Origin of the sequence: Sphingopyxis flava (assembly GCF_900168005.1) — a bacterium.
GTDB lineage: Bacteria > Pseudomonadota > Alphaproteobacteria > Sphingomonadales > Sphingomonadaceae > Sphingopyxis > Sphingopyxis flava.
Genome location: NZ_FUYP01000003.1, coordinates 78,844 through 96,664 on the forward strand (window position 1 = coordinate 78,844; position 17,821 = coordinate 96,664).

Here is a 17,821-nt window from a genome sequence, read left to right on the forward strand (position 1 = left end):
ATGAACGGATAACGATAATCCGGGGCGGGTCAACCGCTATCGTCGGGGACGCCGGCAGGACGTGGGCCGCAATCGATGGGCGCGGTCGAGTAGCGGTTCCATATCGTGCACCACCGCCACGCGACAGCGTCGCGGCGATCGCCCCAATCGAAACGATCGCTGACCCAATTCTCGTAGGCTTCCTCCGACGTCGCCGCCGCCTCGGGCAGCACGGGCTTTTTCTGCTCGATCTGGTCAGCCGCCAGTCGCGCCGGTGGCGGGGGCAGGTGACGGACATCGCTTTCCTTGTTGCATGAGCTCGCGGCAAGCACGAGCCCGCTGGCGATCAGACAGGGGACGGTCAGGAATTTGGGCAGTCGCATCGTCAAGCTCCCTTCGGTTTCGGGCAATCTCATCCTCGACCGCGTCGGCCGCGGCGGCGTCCGCCGCACCGAGCGCGGCCATTGCCTCGTCGCGCTCCTGCTTGATCCGGGCCACCTCTTCGGCGTTTTGAAGGGCCTCGTGGGACCGACCCCGTTCCCATGCCCAGCTATAAGCGAACCAGAGCGCGGCAAGGATCACGGCCAGGGTGACGAGGCCAGACAGCCAGCCCGCCACCTTTTTCCCGAAGCGACCGGAAAGCCTTTGGACAAGCCAAGGGCCGAGCAGCGGCAGGAGCGGCATTATTCCGCCTGCCGCTTTAACTCGCGCACGTTCAGGATTTCCAAGCCGCTGTGAATGTAGAAGTCCTGCGCGGAGCCGGCTTCAACGATGTGAACGGAAACCGATTTGGGTTGGTCGGGCTCCCCGTAGCGAGCCGTGACCTCGACGGGCCAACCTGCATGGGCGTCAACAGTTACCTTGGTCGTCATTTCGCAACTCCTTTGCGATGGTGGTTAATGGGCTATCGGGTCAGCCCGCCCCCTCATCCGTGGGCGAACCCTCCTGCTTCTGGCGGAAATGAATCCACCCTGCCGCGCCCGCGAAAATCGCGGCGCAGCCCGTGCCTACGGCGATCGGGTCGAACCCATCGCCGCGCGCGATCGACCAGAAAACCCCACCCCAAAAGCTCAGCACGGAAAGGATCGAGCAGAGCCGCGCGATGTCGAGACTGACATTGCCCTTGCTGTAGAGCAGGTCTTTGAGGATTTTCATCGCTATGCGCCGAGGCCAATGGCGGAGACAAATTCCCCCTCGCGGATCACGCGCACATCGTGGCGTCCCTGCAGGAAGATCTCGGAATCCGTCGCGCTCGCCGCGTCTTCCTCGCCGATCTCGACCGCGCAATCCTCAGTCGCCGAAATGGACACGAGGCAATCGCACGGCGCGGCTGCGCTGCTTGCCGCCGCCTCTGCGGCGACGGTGATGTCATCCCGGGCGAGAAGCCGGCGCCCGAGGAGTGCGAGCGGCGAGCCGTTGGCCCCGCGGGCTGAGTTGGAATCGTGGAACGTCACGTAAACAGGCATCGACCTTCTCCTTCGCTCAGGCTTCGCTCGTCGAAACCGTGCCGCGGGGCAGCACGGGCAGGTAAATCGCCGACCGCGCGGGCAGCGGAACGCCGGCGGGCCAGCGAATGTCCGTGACCTCGCCAACCGCGATGTCGACAATGTTCACCATGTTCGACTGGTTTCCACCTAACGCTTTGTAATATCGGCGATCTTCGGTGATACCGACGATAAAGAAGACGTGGTTTCCGCCGGCGCGCTTCTTGACGCCGATCGCGCCGAGTTGGGCGGGGCAAGCCGTGCCATAGGCGGCAAAGCTCGCAGCGCGCGGAAACTCCTTGGGGTAGGTCAGGCCCGCGGCGTTGAGGCTCCATGCGACGAAAAGGCCGCACCAAGGGGTCTCGTCGTCATTGAACCAGGTCGCGCCGAGGCGGTGCCAGCTTTCGACGATCCATGTGTTGTGCTTCGGCCCGACAATCTCGCGCGTGCCGATCTTGCCGCGAGCAGCGACGATCCATTCCGGGTCGGCCGATGGAACGCCCTTCGGCTGGCGAGCGTCCCATAGCGCCGCGATCTGATTGATAAGCGGCACCTCGGGCTGCTTGAGCTTCTTTTCGGGCGCGTGAGGCCGGAGAATTTCGGCGATCCGGTCGGCGGTGGTCATTTCAGCCTCCCCATTTTCCGTTGGTGTTGAGGATCACGGCGACGATGGCGATCAAGCCGACGATCGCGGGCCAGCTCTTGCGAAACCAATCCCACAGTCCCATCGCGCCCTTGCGCTGGTTTTCGATGGCCTCGAGGGCCGCGAGACGCTTGTCGATCGCGTCGAGGTCTTCGCGGCATTTCTTGACGTCGCGCTCGATGCTGTTGTTTTCGATGACGGTCAGGCGCTTGTCGATCGAATGAAGCGTGCCGACAATTCCGTCGAGCTTACCGTCCTGCTTGTCGCCGCGCTCTGCGAGACGCCCCATCGCTTCCGTGTTCGCTTTGAGGGCCTGCAACAGAAAGCCACGCATCGCATCCTCATCACGAACGGGAACAAAGACTTCGGCGCTACCCGCCGCTTGTGGGTCGCTCGCCGAACTCATGATGTCGTCTCGAACGAATGAGGGATGGTCTCGACGATCTCGTACCGCACCGTTGCGCCATCCAGCGGCGCAAGCTCAAACGTCATGCGCCGGGGCTGCGCGTCGCTCTTCGCCACGAGCGTGCCGGTGAAATTGTGCGAGCGCCAGGCGCGCCAAGGCAAGCCGCCGACCTTCGACGGTTCCGGCATGCTGTCGCTGACCGAAATGACATCGCCAATCGTGAGCGCGTTCCAGGCTTCGGCGAAGTTCATCCCGCCGTCCCCGTCATCGACCCGTTGTTGGTCACGGGTACGGTGAAGCCGTTCTTGCGCACTGCGTAGCCCGCCGCGCCGCCCGACGAGGCACCCGCGCTGGCTGCGTTGCCGCCCGCTCCACCGGCCGTCGCGCCAGCGCCGCCGCCCGCACCCCCCGTGCCGCCGCCGGAAATCGTGGCATCGTTGCCGGGGCTGCCGTCGTTTATATCGCCGATGCCGCCAGCGCCGCCAGCGCCGTTCGGAAAGCCGCCGCCGCCGCCGCCGCCGCCGTTCTTGACCACGAATCCGGTAGCGAATGATCCCGAACCACCGCCGCCGCCGCCGCCCGCACCCCAAATCCCGCCGCCGGAATCGATGGTAATGTCGATGTCCTCGCGGCAATAGACCGCATCGCCGCCCGCGCCAGCAATTCCTCCGCCGCCATCGCCGCCGCGTCCGCCGCCACCATAGATTTTGCCGCCGTTCTGAACCACCAGCGCGAGATTGACGGCATAGCTGGTCGACGGCCACGACCCCGTATCGACCCCCTTACCACTCCCCGTGACTCCCTGAATCGTCACGCCGTTCGGGACGTTGAAGGTGATGGTCGCGTCGGACATGCCGGTGTAACCCGCCGCGTCTGCGATAGTGCGCAGGTTCGCGCCGGCCGCGGAACTGGTGAGGTCGATCGTGGCGGAAAATGCGCTCGGCGGCGTCGCGGGGGCGCCTTCGCTGCCCGGCGCCGCAACGACGTCCCAATAGGCGTTGGCCTGGCTGGTGCCGCTCGGGGCGTTGCCGGTGCTCGATTCGACCGTCAGCATATAGGTGCCGCCGTTGAAGGTGACCGTTTCATAATGATAATAGGTCGTTCCGGCGTCGTAGGGCCCGCGATTAACCGTAGCGTTCAGCCGTGCCGGGATCGACCATGTGCTGAGCAGCTCGCCCGCGGCGGACTTGGTCGCCACGGTGAACCACAACGCGGCCTCGCCGGTCGGGATCGCGTCGAACCACCCGGCTGGCGCGGCGAGGATCGGCGTGGCGGGCTGGCTCGACGCGCGCTGAAATTTGATATCACGGTAGTTGCCATCCTCGCCGTCGGTCCCGTCCGACCCGTTGGTTCCATCGCTGCCGTCCGTGCCGTTAACGCCATCCGCGCCGCGAAACCGGGTCCAGACATAATCGCCCGGGACGGCGCTCTCTTCGTCGGTGGCGCGGCCATAGGCGAGCCCGATATATTGCCGGTCGCCCGGCTCGCCCGTGGTGAAGTTCGCTGTGCCGTCCGCGCTGTCCGCGAACGCCATCCATGTATAGGACGCGAGCGGCGTCCCGGCCACGATCTGGCCGATCAGGATTTGCAGTGCGTCGATCGCGCCCTTGATTTTCGCCGTCTCGGCGTTGACCTGCTCCGCAGTGGCGCGGGTGAAGGGGGTCAGTTCGGTGCGGTTGTAGAGGCTGCTCATCGGCGGAGCTTTCGGCGGCTGTGATAGACGGTGTAGGCTTGCAGGATGTGCGGGTCTTCGAGCTCGTCGCTGTCGGCCGCGATGATGAAGGAGACGTTCCGTCCGATCCCGTCGACATAAGCCTCGGCGAGCCCCTCGACGGGCGATGACCAGAAAAATTCGTTCCAGGCCGCAATCGACCAGTCGCCGCCACCGCCCGCGACGAGGAAATCAATTCCGTCGCCCGCGCCCTGCACCGTGAAATCGCGGTTCCCGGCAATGGGCTGCTGGCCGTCGCCGTAATCGAACTGCGCCGTCACGCCGATGCGAGCGTTCGCCGGTGCCTGCATTTCGAGCACGAGCTTGAAAACGCGATCATCCTGCAACGGCGCGCCGAGCCCGTTGAAGGGGGTCATCACGAACCCCTTGATCGGCTCTCCGTCCTGCGACGTTCCGGAGTCGATGCGATAGACATAGCCGTCTTCGGCGCCGACGAAGATTCCCTCGGTGCCGTCGTCCAGCTCGGTCGTGACGGCGACATAGGGCTGCATCCCGAGTGCAAAGGGGATGGCCTCGGGCACCTTTCCGCCCATGTAGACCGAAAGGCCCGTGCCGTCGGACCAGATGAGGCGGTACTGGCTCTTGGTCCGCGAGACATATGAGAGCACGGTTGTCGCGCCGCTCCGGCGCTTCGAGCGGAAATAGGGCTCGATCAGAAGCGAAAGCGTGCCAGTCTTGAAATTGCCGAACGCCTGCGTCGCGGTGAGGCTGCGCATGCCGCGCCGGTCGATATAGATGGTCTGCCCGACCCGCTGTGCGGTGTCCGGCTCCGATCCGGCTTCCTCGGTCAGCTCCTCGAGCTGGAACGTATCGCTGTCGCGTCCGGTGAGGATGCCGATCTTCTGTTGGCCGAACAGCACGACGGCGGTTTCGTTGGCCTGGACAACGTCTGTGACCTCAGTGCCGAAGCCGATCTCGCTCGCGTCCTGGACCGCATCCCAAAGCAGGGGTTCGCCAATGCTTGAAATCTGCACCGATCCGCCGCGGAACACGAGGCCAAGGTGCTGCGCAATCTCGAACACGCGCACGGGCCGGTCGTCGTCCATCCCGGTGTCAATCGGGGTCAGGACCGTGCCGTCAAACTCGAACGCCGGCCCAACGCCGCTCGCCGCATAAATGGCGTAGCGGTCCGCCGACCCGTAGAAATTGTGCCCGATGGTCCGATATTTGCCGCCTGGGGGCAGGGTGACGGGGGCGATAGCGGTGAGCGTTGCGACCGTATCACCGCCGCGCTTCAACGCCTCGACCTCAAGCGTGCCGGTCAGCAGGGTCGCGATGATGTAGCCAGCCGCGTCGGTGCCCCAATCTCCTTCATTCTTGACCAGCCGGTCAACGCGAACCGTCGCGCCCGATGTGCCGCCGGTGAGCGTTTCCCCCTCGACAATCTCTAGCAAGCCCGTGGTGAAGGTGAGGCGATAGCCAAGAGTGAGCACCGTCCAGCCCGACGCTGTCGCCTTGTAGAGCTTTCCCTGCGTCGCGCCGACGTTGTCTCGGATCGCATAGGTATCTCCGAAGAGGCTGAACACGCCGCGAACCGGACCTTGCCCCGGAACCTTGTCGATCAGCGCGCGCCGATAGGCTTGCGCCGCCTTCAAATAGGTGGAGCGGGCGGTTTCCGTCGGAGCGGAATCCTCCGTCGACGGGCCAGCCGCCAGCGCGCGAGCGACGCCAGCGACCCGGATTTCCTCGTTATCGACGAAATCGCCTGAGACGTTGGTGAGGATCAGCGTTCCAGCGGCCGTGCCGCTGCCCCAGGAGCCGGTGAAATCGACGGGCTCGACGATAACGCGTCCCGTCGCCCCCGACGTGCCGCCGACTATGTCGGTGCCCGCAGTGATGGCGATCGCGCCGCCGTCGAAGGGCAGGAGCCAATAGGACGCCGTGGAAGGCGAGGGCCTGCCGTCGAAGCGCTCGTACCCGTCGACCCGCCCGTAGCCTTCGGCCAAGGGCTCATAGTTCATCCCGGCAATGAGGCGCGATGGCGGGACCGCAAGTGCGGCGCTGACCAGGTCGAGCCCCCCGGCAAATGCGTAAGTGCTGGCGCTCTGCGACACGGATCATGGCTCCATGTAATCGTCGCGATCGTTCGCGAGCGCACGGAAGCATGCGGCGTATTTCGCTTGCGCGTCGGCGAGCGAGAAGGTCGCCTCATCATGTCCCGCAAGGAGCATGAGGGCGCGCCAGACGATGATCATGTGATGCTCGAGGGGGCAGATCGGCTCGTCGGCGTCGGCCGCGAGTATCTGGGGGCGCAGCCAGTAGGCCGAGCGGAGCTTGTACTCCTTGTCGGGCTTCGGGCCGACGCACAGCTTGCGATCCGGCGCTACGCTGAAATAGCGGGGCCGGTTCGCATCGTGCGAGCCGAAATCATACTGGCGCGACCAGTCGTCATAGGGGAGCCAGAAGAGTTCGGACTCGTCCGCGCGGCCGATCGTGTCGTCATAGATGGAGAAGGGGGAGCGATGGCGCCGATCCGCGCCGCGCTCCCAGCGACCAAAATTCGAGATGGCCGGCACGAAATCCGCAGGGCCGTATGTGAGTTGGTCAATCGTAAGGTCGAGCGTCGCGGTGCGGCGCATCCACGCCCAATCGGTTCGCTCGCTCTGGATCAGCCGCCACGCCTCGATGACGTGCTGCACGATCTTTTCCTGCCTGCCGGTGGCACCCACAACCGTCGAGAGGCGGGAGGTCTGACTGACCGTCCCGCTCTCCCGTTCGGTGTGGTTCACCAGCTCAAGCAGGGTTGCCATGACTAGGCTGCAGCCCGGGCGGGCTCGGGCCCGGCGCGCAACTCGACATTATCCATGCGCTTGTGCCAGGCGGCGATTTCCTCCTCGCTCGGCAGCGAGAAGACCGAGAAGGGATAGCTCGGCTGCTCCACCCATTCCTTGACCGGCATGTGCGTGATCGGGTTGATCTCGTCGGTGTCGCGCGCGACCTTTTCGACCGCATCGACCAGCACGAGATAGTGGCGGTACGGGATTTTCACCCGCTTGCCGCGCTGGACCTGCAGCACGTCGCCGTTGCAGTTGATGTAGCAATCGCGCGAGCGGGTCTTGTCGTTGCTGTTCTGGATTTCGATCTCGACTTTGGGATCGTATCGAAAGTGGCGGCTCTCCGGACCAGCCGGGAGTCCGCCTTCGCCAGCGGGGGCAACGTCGAGGGCAGGGGCAGAGGTCGCGCCGAGGAGCTTCATAGTCGACGGCAGTTCGATCTGTTCGACTTCCTCGCCGAGGACACCCTTGATCTTGGAAATAAGGAAGGCGTTGCTCTGGCCCACCGGCTTGATGCCGTCGATGTTGAGCACGCCTTCGGCGTAGTAGCGGAGCTGGGCGTTGGTGGCGTCGCCGAGCGCCACCTTGAAGGTGTCGCCGCTCATGCGCCGTCTCCCGACTGCTCAGCCGCTTTGGCCTTGCGCTCCGTGATTTCGGCCTCGATCGCCTTGGTGACGCTGGAGCGCGGCTTTTCGCGGTCGATCTCCGCAGCCTTTACCGCAGCGAGTTCCGCGTCGCTCAAAGCCGCGAGGCGCGCCACGACGTCACCGACGTTGCCGGCGATGACGGCGTCGGCGTCAAAGGCGGGAGCGGAGTTGCCGGAGCCCGGCTCGTTCCCGCTCCCGCCCGCGCTCGCGTCCGATCCGCCCCCCAGCGTCTCGGCGGGCGCTTCCGGCGCCTCGGACGGTTCGTCGCCGTCCGAGAGAAGGGTTGCGTCAAAGCCCGCGCCACGCACGACGTCGAAATAGGAGCGGGGCAGGGTGACGGGGGTATTGTAGGGGATGACGACCTGGTCGCCTTCAACCGCAGGCTTGGGAACAGTCGTCGTGCCCTCGCCGCGAACGATGAAGGTCACAGCGGGATTTTCCTGCGTGACATGCTTCGCGAGAATGCTGTCGTAGTTCGGCATGGGGGGTCTCCTGCACGTCATTCAACGATGGCTCGCCCGGGCTTCCGGCGTGCAAAGGAGAGCCCGGGCGAGGATCGGCGCCGCGTCAGTCGACGGCGCGGAAGGCGGCGTAGCGGAACACCTTGGCCGATTCGGACAGGGCCGAACCGACCGTGAAGCCCGCGGACTTGTCGCCCGCGGTTCCGGTGAACGCGTCGATGCCGTTGCTCGTGATGAGACTGAGCTGCGTCGAATCGTGGTTCGCGATCGCGAGCGCGTCGGCCGCGCCCATGCCGTTGAACCATTCCCAACGGGCGTCGCCGTCGGTCGCGTTCCAGACGATCACGAAATCGGGCACCCAGCCCAGCTCGATAGTGATGGCAGCGCCGGTGCCGGTGTAGCTGCCCGCTTTGAAACCATTTGCCATGACAGGCTCCTTTCGGTTCGAGAAACCGAAACGGGGCGGGTCAGAGACGCCGCCCCGTCACGATTAGAGGGCGGTCGCCGCGACCTCGAGGCGCGTCATCCACGTCTCGTTGAGGCGGACGGCCGCGAACCAGGTCTTCCAGCCGACGTAGCCGCGCTGACCGAGCGGGTCCGACTTGTCGACGGTGTCCGGGTTGATGACGGTCGGCGTCATCGCCATGTTGCTCTTCATGTCCGGACCCTTGCTGTTCTTGAGCGGGGTCAGGCCGAAGGCGTGCATGCCGAAATAGAGCACCGGGTAGACGTCGGCGTTGGTGCCGCTGGTCGATTCGACCGAGCTGCCCGCAGTGCCGCCGGCGTCGGCGAAGGCTTCAAGGTCCGGCGACAGGATGTAGCGCACGTCCTCGACCGAGCCGATTTCATACTCGCTGATGACCTGGCGCTGGCCGTACTCGGCCACCGGGGTGAAGCCCGCGAGACCGCGAATATCGGCCTCGAGGTCGGTGTGCGCGACACCGATGTAGGCGGCCTCGATCGGCTTGGTGCCGATGTTCACCGACCCGCCGAGGATCTTGGTGAACTTCTTGGCCTTCATCGCCTTCAAGTAGCGCGTGACCTTGCGCTGCTTGTTGAGGCTGATCGCGGTGTTGACCGCGCCGCGGCTCGAGCCGTTGGCATAGAAGACCGAGGTGCCGCCCTTTACCACGCCGTAGATGATCTGCTCGAGCGTGCGGCCCGCGTTCTCGCCGGCCATTTCCGACGCGTCGCGCAGAACAGGGTCTTCCGAGAGGTCGTTGACCTTGTCGGTGATGACGACGAGGTCGCCATACTGTTCGAGCGTGACCGGCACGTCTTCATAGAGCATCTGCCGCGCATTGGGCGTGACGCCTTCCTGCAGCGGGGTCGTGGATGCGGTGAACGGAATCGGCCGACGGAACTTGACCGTCTCGGCCTTGTTGCGCGGGATCGGCTTGGTATCGCCGAATTTACCCAGCACGCACACCGGCTCGGCATGTTCGAGCATGGTGTTGTAGGCGTGGGCCGCGGTGCGCTGCGAAATATCGCCGTAAGCGGTGCGAGTCATGGGAAAACCCCCCGTTGCCGGAGGGCTTGCCCGCTCCGGCTAACCTATCGAGAAGACCCGCGCCGCTGCTTCAGAGCGGTGATGCGATCGAACTCGGCGTCGAAATCGTCGGGGATTTCATTGGTGACACTCGCGCCCCCATTGCCCCCTCCGTCTCGCGCGGCGTCCAATTGCTTCTGGCGGCGCGTGTCAGCGGGTGAAGGAGTTGGCGTCGGGGTCGGGGTCGGCGCTGGTGAGGATGATGCTTCGATCCCCATGTCGCGTTTAAAGAGGCCCATAACCCAAGCCGCTTCCTCGCCATCCGAGACGTCGATGTTGCGTTGGAAGGCTTCTTGGACCGCGCGCGGCTGCGTTTGGATCCAGCCCCCCCAGCGTTCATCGGTGGACAATTCGCGCCAGTCGGGGTGACGTTGGGCCAGGATGTCGTACTGCTGCGCCTTGAAGGTCTGGCTCTGCGCTTCCGCGAGAGACTGGACCGGCTGACTTAGCTGCTCCACCTGAGCCTTGAGGCCCTCGATGATCCCAAGCACCGGACCGGCAATCTCGGGATAATCTTCGGCGAACTGCGTCAGCGCTTCATCGGTTTGAGCCCCGGATTCAGAGCCTTTCCCGTCGTCGCTGGTCGCCTCTGCCGGGCCACCGCCCCCCTGACCACCGTTCAACTGCTTCATGAGCTGATCCAGCTTGCGATCGAGCGCGCTGGTCCTGCCCTTTTGAGATTCGAGCTTGAACGTGAGGTCTCGGACCTGCTGTTCGTGCGCGGTGCGCAGCTCTGGCGAAGCATTTGCCCAAATGTCGTCGGAAGGTTCGACCTTAGCCGGGGGCGCTTCTTGGCCTGCAGCCTGGGTCTCTTGGCCCGCAGCATCATCAGCCGGGGGCGGCGATTCCGGATCGGTGTCGGAAACCGGGTCTTGGTCGTCGCTACCCGCAGCATCATCAGCCGGGGGTGCGTCGCCAGACGCAATTTCGTCGAACGCCTTGTCGAAATCGTCAGCGTCGTCGCTGGGGTCAGTAATTGCCGAATTTATCGTCATGCGTCAAGATTCCTCGTGCTGGGGGGTCAATCTTCGGGGGTGTCGCCAATCATGTTACCGGATTGCGTGACGGTGCGATCGAGCGTCAGGATGTAGCGGAGGCCCGCGATCTGGCCCTGCAACATGGGCACGGCCTCGCCCGTCGCCTTTTCAAGCTGGTCGCGCAGCTCCTCGATGCGCTGCGTCGCCTTCGCCTCGACGACGCGCCAGGTCAGGGGGGCGCTCATGCCGCAACCGTCCCGGCACTGATCGCGCCGCCCGATCCGGTGGGCTCGCGTCCCATCGCTTCGGCGCGCGCGGCGTTACGGTCCTCGACCGCGATCTCGGCCGCGAGCTTACGCTCGTCGCTATCGGTTCGCATCTTCATCGAATCCAGCATGGCCTGCACCTTCGCCATGTCGACGCCATCCTTCTGGATGAGCTTGAGAATTTCGGTCTGCCGGTTCATCTCGGCGATCTCGCGTTGCAACTCGCCCTCGGAGCGGCGGGTCTCGGCGGTGATGGTGGCGACCTCGATTTGCGCCGCGGCCCGGATTTCCTCGGGCGATTGTGGCTGAGACTCCGCCATCTGCTTGACGCGAGCCTCGAACTCGTCTGGCTCGACCAGAACGTCGCCCGGGTTGATCGCCATCGCCTGCAACGTCATGCGCAGCGTCTCATAGACACGGATCGCGGGTCCGATGACGGGGTGCGTCGACCATTTGTCCGTGATCGCCATAAGCTGCTGCGACTGGATTTCACGGACCAGAAGCACGGACGTGCCGCGCGCCTCGGTCTGCATGTCGCCCTTGATTGCCTCCTTGTCGCTGAACTGCATGTTCCAGTCGAAGAAGCGCGTGATGAAGGGCGACGTGATGTCGTCGTCCCAATTCTTGACGACGCGGCGGAAGATGACGTTCGCGCTGTTGAACAGCATCGACATGCCGGAACTGGTCTGCGTGACGTGCGCGCCTTGCTCGCCCTGCGCGATGAGCGGCATGGAGACGACCTCGTCGATCATCTTGAGCGCGAAATCGACGATGACCATGAGCTGCTGCAGGTTGACCGGGATGTTGACGACCTGGAACGGGCCCTGTCCCTGCGGCGAGACGTCGCTCCCCTTTCGGATCCAGACCTTGCGCGGTCGCAGCTTCCAGTTGCCGTCTTCGGGTTCGACCTGCGACTTGTCGACGATGATCTGAGGCCCGGCGGACAAGCCGCCATTGTCCATCATCATGCGGATCGACGAGTTGAACATCGACTGGACCTGCCGCATGAGGCGCGGAACGCCGATCGCCGCCAGCATGGTGGCCTCGCCGCGCTCGAACGGGAACCAGCTATAGAGGCTTTCGCCGCTGTCGAGGGGATAGTCGGGCGCGATCTTGAGCAACCGGCCCTGGCAGAAATAGAGCACGACGCGGCGCTCGGCGAGGGTATCATCCTCCCGTTCGATCTCTTCGGCTTCGTCATCCTTGCCGATCGCGCGCAGTACGGTGGCGATCTGCTCCACCGAAAGCGCGCCGTGATACTCCCACACGATGTAGCGGTCGGGCAGGAGCGCGGCGTTGGGCGCGTCCATTTCGATGAGGCGCATGTCATTGAGATTGTTATTGGAAATTGCGCTTTCATGCCGCGGGGAGTCGCGCAGAATCTCGCGAACGACGTTTTCGCGGAACCCCATTTCGCGGGTCATCTTGCGCAGACGCATCTTGTTGACAGGGTGGCGCTCGAAGGTGAATTCGCACTCTTCCATGCACGCCGCCGACATGTCGGGGAACCAGTTGATCGGATGGACGCGGCGGCACCCGGGACGCGGGTCTGGGGCTCGCTCAAGGACATACTGGCCAGCGATCGGCGCTCCGTCCTCGCCAACGACCGGCTGCCACGAGCCGCGCTTCGCGCGCATCGTGACGGGCCCTTTGATGATGCCCGAGCCGAGCCGGCACGCGTCGCCGATCACGTCGCGCGCCACGGCGGCATAATTGGTTTCGGTGAGCTGGTCGTCGATCTCGCGCTGCATGAGCTCGGCGCGGCGCTTCGCCTGGTCGAGGATGCGCTGGGCGTCGGCGAACGCTTTCTTGAGCGGCACGAGCTGCTTTTCAAGCTCGGCCATTTGGGCCGCGACCTCCTGCTGCCGCGCGGCGTCGGGATCGGCCTGCTCGGGGTCAGCCTGCTGGTCGGCCATCGCGTTGTTCTGCTCGACCAGTTCCTTGATTTGCACTTCGGCCTGCTCGATCTGCGCCACAGCGTTCCTGGCCGCGTCGTCGAGGTCGGGCACCGGCGTGGGCTGAATGCCCCAGTTGCGGTCATCGGCGGGGAACAGGAGGTCGGTGAGCCGCGCCTCCCACGCCAGCGTCTTGGGCCGGGTCAGGTTGACGAAGACCTTGCTGCGCTCGGAATCATTCTCAAGCGCGCCTTGGATATTCGGCTCATAGATGCCGTGGAGCTGGCGCAGATCCTCCATCCACCGCGTCTCGATATTGACGCGCGCCGAAATCTGCTCGGCAAGCAGGCGCTCAAGCTCGAGGATCACGGCCTGCATTCCCTGTTGCAGCTTCTCCTCGCGCTCCTGCTCGGTCGCCGGGTCGGGTTTAGGGCGCTTCGCCATAGCTCAATATCCTGCGATCGGGTCGGCCGCGCCGCGCGCGCCGGGTTCGGTGGTGATGGCTTGCACCGGGCGGCGGATGCCGCGCTTGATCCCGCTCACGACGTAGTAGCGGGTCGCGTCCATCAAGTGATCGTTGGCCTTGACGACCTTCCCCTTCTCGTCGCGACGGTAGATGCGATACTCTGCGAGCCAGTTGGTGAGGGTGCGGAAGACCTTGAGGCGCCCGGTCGAAAGCCGCTCGAACACGTCGTAGATGCCGGCCTCGACGCTATTCTCGGCCGATATGAGGTGGAGCCCGAGATTGATGTAGTTCGCAAGGAGGCGCTGCCCGTCGATCTGGCTGCGCCCATTGGCGGCGGGGTCGATGACGCCGGGTATCCAGTCGCCGCGCGCCTTGATCGCCGCGGCATGAACCGACGGCTCGGCCTGTCCGCGATAGTGCTCGGAGTAGAGGTAGACGACGTCCTGATCGGGATCGCGCGCACCCCATATGGCGGCGGTTCGATTCCAGCCCACGTCGAGGCCGTAGCTGCGCAGCCAATAGTGCGGGATCTGGAACGGATCGACGACGAAGACCTCTTCCTCGATCGGATAGATCGCGCCGGCGCCGAGCGAGGGGATGCCTTCCATGCGGGCCTTGCGCTGGTGCGGCGGAGTTTCCTTCTCAAGCTCGAGGCGCACGGCTTCGGAAAGATGGGGCACGTCGCGCCACCCTGCTTGAACGAGATAGCGGGAATTTGTGATGGCCCCAGCCATCACCGGCCTCCTTTGGTGTGGAGGTCGGGTTGAGCGGTCATGTCGCGATAATCCCGTGCGCACGAATGGCCGCGAGTATCTCGTTGATCTTCGCCTGCTCGTCGCCGCCAGCGCTGTCCGCAATGGCTGCCTGCTGCGCCCCCAGCACCTTTGTGCTTCCGACATAAACCGCATCTGTATAGACACGCAGCCAGTTTGCCGCTGACGTCCCGAGGTAGTAGCTGTTGTTGGCGTCGGGGACAGCGCGGCCTCGCATAGTGATCGGCTGGTTCGCCGCGGGCGCGAGGTCGATCCCGCCCGCCGTTGCCTGAAAGCGCATTCCGCTGGTCTGGCCAGCCGGCGTGACGAAGTCGGTGCGCGTCCCGCTTACCGCGTCCTGGATTGTCAGCACCTGCCCCGATGCCGAGGTCAGCGATAGGAGGAACTGCTGCTCGTTGCTGGCGGTCAACTGGAAAGCATAGCTCGCGCCGTTAGCCTTCGCTGTCGTCATCTTGGCCGGATCGGTAGACCAGCCGAACCCTCCAGTCTGATCAACGTAGAATGCCAAGACTTCCGATTTCGTCTTACCGGTCAGCGTCGTGCTCGCGACCGTCTGCGCGGCGGCGGAATTTCCCCGAACCGCGACAGTGTAGGTTCCGGTACCGCCAGTTCCGGTACCAAGTGCAGCAATCGTCGTTCCTTCTTCAACCCCCGAGCCCTCGACGAAACTACCGACCGCGAGCGCGCCCGAAGCCACGTCTGTGACGGTGAGGACATTACCGCTGATTGAGCCGGTAACCTCAGCCGTCTCCGTGAACCGGTCGTAAGAGCAGCGCAGGAAGCCCGCCTCGCTGACATAGGTCCCCGGCTTGTCGGGGCGGCGGATATGATTATTCGCTCGGCGCAGGCCCAGCACATAGCCACCGGTTCCGATGCTACCACCGACTTTATCGAGCTGCCACGTCCTGCTTGCATCAGTGTAATCGTGGATTGTACCAGCGACAGGCGATGTTCCTCCTTGGCCCGCTCGAAAATCCATATCGAAACCGGAGACCGTCGAACTCGTCGGCGCCTGATAGTGCAGACTATCGGGGAGACCTGATAATGCGTCCTGAACGGCGTTAAGGTCCGCGATCTTTGCGCGGGCGTCCATTTCGGCCTGTGCGTCCAGCCCGCTTTCCGTGCCGATCAGCGAAAGCCCCTCGTTTTCTGCGGTGCTTTCAAGCTTATCCATCGTCTCGGTGGCGAGTTCGCCAGCGTCGAGCAGCTTCTGCGCGATGAGGCGGTCGATGCCGCGGCCGTCGACCTCAAGACCTCTGGTTTCGAGCAGGCCGTGGCGTAGCGCGACGGTCACTTGGGCTGCTCCCCGGTCAGCACGACGATGATGTTGCCGCCCTCAAGGGTGACGACGCGAACGCGCCAGTAAGCCCGGCAGGGCTCGGAGAAGCGGAAGGGGGCGATGCCGGCCGACAGGTCGCCCGATATAGGTTCGACGGTCGTGGGAGCCCAATTCGGATTTGGGCCGTTGGGATCGTTGGTCGAGCGCTCCACCACGATCTCCATTTCGGTGGCCGTGCCCGAGATTTGCAGGTGCACGCCATCCTCGGGCAGGCGAGAACGCTGGAATTTCATCGGCTTGGTCATGCCGGGCTCTGTCAGCGTCTCGGTATATTGAACGAAGACGTCTTCATCGGCTTCCCGATTGAAGATAATGCGCTCAGTCTGCCCCGCCATACTGCCCTCCGTGTCCCGCGCCTCTGCGTCGGGGTATCGGAATACGATAATTCGCGGAATCGGGAAAGGGTCAAATATCCGTTAACCGCCCGGGCGCATGTCGCTGGGCATGAACTGCATCACGGTTTCGCTGAGCCCGAGCAGCGGGGTGAAGGTCAGCATGACGAGCCCGTTGGTCGTGACGGTGCGGTAGAGACATTCCTCGTACACCCCGAGCGGGCATTCCTCGTCGAGCCAGATGACGTGCTTCGCGGTGCCCTGGAAGACGCGCCGGCCCTGGTCATAGGATTTGAGCGAGAGCCGCGACCATTTCCCGGAGCGATGCTTGACCAGCACCGTGTCCACGAGGTCCTGCACGCCCTGCTTCCATGTGATGCGGCCGATCCGATCGCGCGGAATCATGCCGGTTCCGTCGAACCGCTTGGCGCCGCTGGTATAGTCGATCTGCCCGAGCAGCTCCTTCTGGATAATGTCGCGCGTCGTTTCGTTGGTGTCGCCGGCCGCCCAAATGTCGGTAGGGGTCCGGAAGGTTCTCCCCTCCCACCAGTGCGGGTAGGCGCCGGTGAGGTGCGCGCAGACCTCGTACGAGCCTGCGACCGTCTTGCCGACGCGATTGGCGGCCATGAAGCACCGCTGGCGGTGCGTCGCGCCGGCGCGGAAGAACTCGAGGTGCCTTGGGTATAGCTCGCGCCGGTACTCGCCCTCGTCGGGAAAGAGCAGGTCGAACTTGTGGGTCCGCTCCCATTCCATCGCCGCCATGACCGGGGCGACGAGACGGCGCACTGTGTCCTCGGGCAACTCGCTTATCAGGCGGTCGATGTCGAAGACGGCGGGATCGAAGCCCTCGATCGCGCGCAATCCGTTCCCGAGCTCTGCGAGGGCGTCTTCGACCCGCGACACGTCGGGCCCGACCTACTGCTTCGTCGAGGACGTCGGGGCGTTGGCCGACTTGTTCAGCGCCGTGACGATCGCGTCGCCGAGGATCTGGCGCATCGTGTCGACCTCGACGTCGGCGCCATCGTAGCCCGCGCCTTCGTCCGGGGCCTGGTCGTCCTGCGCGCCGCGGCCCTTGCCCTGCTTCGCGCCGGGCATTTCTGCCATTTCGTCCGCGGCTTGCTTGAGCAGGTTCGCGGCGAAGGGGTGATTGCCCTTGTCGTATGCGCGCTCGAACATGCTGCCGAGCTTGTCGATGCGATAGATCCGCTTCGAGATTGGGTGCATCCCGAGCAGGCTGTTCTCGTAATTCTTGCGCGTCGTGTAGAAGAGGTTGGTCAGGGCTTCGCTCAGCTCCCGATTCCACGAGCGTGTTGGATCGTATCGGCCGACCAGGTTGCGGCTGACTGCGAAACCGAAGGTCTTTTCAAACTCTTCCATGACCTCGGGGATGCGCACGTAGCAGGCGAGCTGGCCCACGATGAAATGCTTTTGCTCGGATGTGAGCCGCACCTTGTCGGGTTTGTTCGCCTTGCCCGCCATGTCACGCGGCCCGCTTCATCAGGCACGAGCCGCAGGCTTGTGCGATCGAGGCTTTCGCCACGGTCGGTCCGCGCTCGGCCGCGGCGACGAGGCGCGCAACGTCCCACGAGACGGCGCCGTAGCGCTCGACAACGCCGATGAACTCTTCGACGTCATGCCCGCGCATCTCGAACATGGGGCGGCCGTCGCGCGAGAACTTGGGTTCGCCGTACTGGTCGCGGGCCTGAGCGCAGTGGAACATTTCGTGTTCGATCAGCGCGCAGAAATTCGCGTCGTCGAGGTCGCGGGCCCATACCGCCGATATGGTGATGATGAAATCGGGCGCGTGGCCGAACCAGTTTCGTATTTGGTGGTGCGCCATAGCGCTGCCCCAGCGTTCTTGCGGGGGAGGGACGAGCCGGGCCTCGCCGAGGATGATTCGGCCGCGGTGCGTCGCGGGCTCGTCGGTCCAGAGCCAGCCGATCGAGGCGTCGCGAAGATGGGCGTGATCCGGATTGTAGAGCTCGGCGTCGTCCTCGAGGAAGGTTTCGTGCACCCACGCGCCAAGACCGTCCTGGTCCGGCGCAAAGCCGAAATTGCTCTCGGAAGGCGGTAGGGGGCGCATGCACTTCCTCTGCCA

The 17,821-nt window shown here is 64.4% G+C and carries 23 protein-coding genes; all 23 read right to left on the reverse strand.

Features of this window, described 5'->3' with window-relative positions; genetic code table 11:
• Positions 1-29: 29 nt before the first annotated feature.
• The 23 genes from B5X69_RS03125 to B5X69_RS03235 all read right to left on the reverse strand — a co-directional run bounded on the left by B5X69_RS03125 (position 30) and on the right by B5X69_RS03235 (position 17,806).
• Positions 30-362, reverse strand: a complete 333-nt coding sequence (locus B5X69_RS03125) for a hypothetical protein (RefSeq protein ID WP_079637258.1) — start codon at positions 360-362, stop codon at positions 30-32.
• Positions 363-662: 300 nt separating this feature from the next.
• Positions 663-851, reverse strand: a complete 189-nt coding sequence (locus B5X69_RS03130) for a hypothetical protein (protein ID WP_079637259.1) — start codon at positions 849-851, stop codon at positions 663-665.
• Between the two features lie 40 nt (positions 852-891).
• On the reverse strand, positions 892-1,134 hold the full coding sequence (locus B5X69_RS03135) for a hypothetical protein (protein WP_079637260.1): 243 nt from the start codon (positions 1,132-1,134) through the stop codon (positions 892-894).
• A gap of 2 nt (positions 1,135-1,136) precedes the next feature.
• Positions 1,137-1,445 (reverse strand): hypothetical protein, encoded by a 309-nt coding sequence (locus B5X69_RS03140; protein ID WP_079637261.1) that lies wholly within the window; start codon positions 1,443-1,445, stop codon positions 1,137-1,139.
• Between the two features lie 16 nt (positions 1,446-1,461).
• Entirely contained in the window at positions 1,462-2,088 is a 627-nt protein-coding gene (locus tag B5X69_RS03145) for a TIGR02594 family protein (protein ID WP_079637262.1), read from the reverse strand.
• 1 nt (position 2,089) lies between these two features.
• A complete protein-coding gene (locus B5X69_RS03150; protein ID WP_079637263.1) occupies positions 2,090-2,512 on the reverse strand; it encodes a hypothetical protein in 423 nt (140 codons plus the stop codon).
• Positions 2,509-2,763, reverse strand: coding sequence for a hypothetical protein (locus B5X69_RS03155; RefSeq protein WP_079637264.1), 255 nt, complete (start codon positions 2,761-2,763; stop codon positions 2,509-2,511). The genes B5X69_RS03150 and B5X69_RS03155 overlap by 4 nt, the downstream gene beginning before the upstream one ends.
• A complete protein-coding gene (locus B5X69_RS22205; RefSeq protein WP_079637265.1) occupies positions 2,760-4,205 on the reverse strand; it encodes a hypothetical protein in 1,446 nt (481 codons plus the stop codon). The genes B5X69_RS03155 and B5X69_RS22205 overlap by 4 nt, the downstream gene beginning before the upstream one ends.
• Positions 4,202-6,298, reverse strand: a complete 2,097-nt coding sequence (locus B5X69_RS03165) for a hypothetical protein (RefSeq protein ID WP_079637266.1) — start codon at positions 6,296-6,298, stop codon at positions 4,202-4,204. The genes B5X69_RS22205 and B5X69_RS03165 overlap by 4 nt, the downstream gene beginning before the upstream one ends.
• Before the next feature lie 3 nt (positions 6,299-6,301).
• Positions 6,302-6,994: a phage adaptor protein gene (locus B5X69_RS03170; protein WP_079637267.1), complete on the reverse strand. Its 693-nt coding sequence runs from the start codon at positions 6,992-6,994 to the stop codon at positions 6,302-6,304.
• 2 nt (positions 6,995-6,996) lie between these two features.
• Positions 6,997-7,623, reverse strand: coding sequence for a hypothetical protein (locus B5X69_RS03175; RefSeq protein WP_079637268.1), 627 nt, complete (start codon positions 7,621-7,623; stop codon positions 6,997-6,999).
• Positions 7,620-8,147: a hypothetical protein gene (locus tag B5X69_RS03180; RefSeq protein ID WP_079637269.1), complete on the reverse strand. Its 528-nt coding sequence runs from the start codon at positions 8,145-8,147 to the stop codon at positions 7,620-7,622. The genes B5X69_RS03175 and B5X69_RS03180 overlap by 4 nt, the downstream gene beginning before the upstream one ends.
• A gap of 85 nt (positions 8,148-8,232) precedes the next feature.
• On the reverse strand, positions 8,233-8,553 hold the full coding sequence (locus B5X69_RS03185; protein WP_079637270.1) for a hypothetical protein: 321 nt from the start codon (positions 8,551-8,553) through the stop codon (positions 8,233-8,235).
• Between the two features lie 63 nt (positions 8,554-8,616).
• Positions 8,617-9,636, reverse strand: coding sequence for a N4-gp56 family major capsid protein (locus B5X69_RS03190; RefSeq protein WP_079637271.1), 1,020 nt, complete (start codon positions 9,634-9,636; stop codon positions 8,617-8,619).
• 44 nt (positions 9,637-9,680) lie between these two features.
• Positions 9,681-10,670 carry a hypothetical protein gene (locus B5X69_RS03195; RefSeq protein WP_079637272.1) on the reverse strand — a complete coding sequence of 330 codons (990 nt, stop codon included), beginning with the start codon at positions 10,668-10,670 and terminating at the stop codon, positions 9,681-9,683.
• A gap of 26 nt (positions 10,671-10,696) precedes the next feature.
• Positions 10,697-10,897: a hypothetical protein gene (locus tag B5X69_RS03200; RefSeq protein ID WP_079637273.1), complete on the reverse strand. Its 201-nt coding sequence runs from the start codon at positions 10,895-10,897 to the stop codon at positions 10,697-10,699.
• Positions 10,894-13,257 (reverse strand): coiled-coil domain-containing protein, encoded by a 2,364-nt coding sequence (locus B5X69_RS03205; RefSeq protein ID WP_079637274.1) that lies wholly within the window; start codon positions 13,255-13,257, stop codon positions 10,894-10,896. The genes B5X69_RS03200 and B5X69_RS03205 overlap by 4 nt, the downstream gene beginning before the upstream one ends.
• 3 nt (positions 13,258-13,260) lie before the next feature.
• Positions 13,261-14,013 (reverse strand): phage terminase large subunit family protein, encoded by a 753-nt coding sequence (locus tag B5X69_RS03210; RefSeq protein WP_079637275.1) that lies wholly within the window; start codon positions 14,011-14,013, stop codon positions 13,261-13,263.
• A gap of 37 nt (positions 14,014-14,050) precedes the next feature.
• Positions 14,051-15,346, reverse strand: a complete 1,296-nt coding sequence (locus tag B5X69_RS21300; protein WP_079637276.1) for a hypothetical protein — start codon at positions 15,344-15,346, stop codon at positions 14,051-14,053.
• Entirely contained in the window at positions 15,343-15,726 is a 384-nt protein-coding gene (locus B5X69_RS03220; RefSeq protein WP_079637277.1) for a hypothetical protein, read from the reverse strand. The genes B5X69_RS21300 and B5X69_RS03220 overlap by 4 nt, the downstream gene beginning before the upstream one ends.
• Positions 15,727-15,807: 81 nt before the next feature.
• Positions 15,808-16,626: a terminase large subunit domain-containing protein gene (locus B5X69_RS03225; protein ID WP_245798557.1), complete on the reverse strand. Its 819-nt coding sequence runs from the start codon at positions 16,624-16,626 to the stop codon at positions 15,808-15,810.
• A 12-nt stretch (positions 16,627-16,638) separates the two neighbouring features.
• Positions 16,639-17,202: a DUF2280 domain-containing protein gene (locus B5X69_RS03230; RefSeq protein ID WP_079637278.1), complete on the reverse strand. Its 564-nt coding sequence runs from the start codon at positions 17,200-17,202 to the stop codon at positions 16,639-16,641.
• A 1-nt stretch (position 17,203) separates the two neighbouring features.
• Positions 17,204-17,806 (reverse strand): putative metallopeptidase, encoded by a 603-nt coding sequence (locus tag B5X69_RS03235; protein WP_079637279.1) that lies wholly within the window; start codon positions 17,804-17,806, stop codon positions 17,204-17,206.
• Positions 17,807-17,821 lie beyond the last annotated feature (15 nt).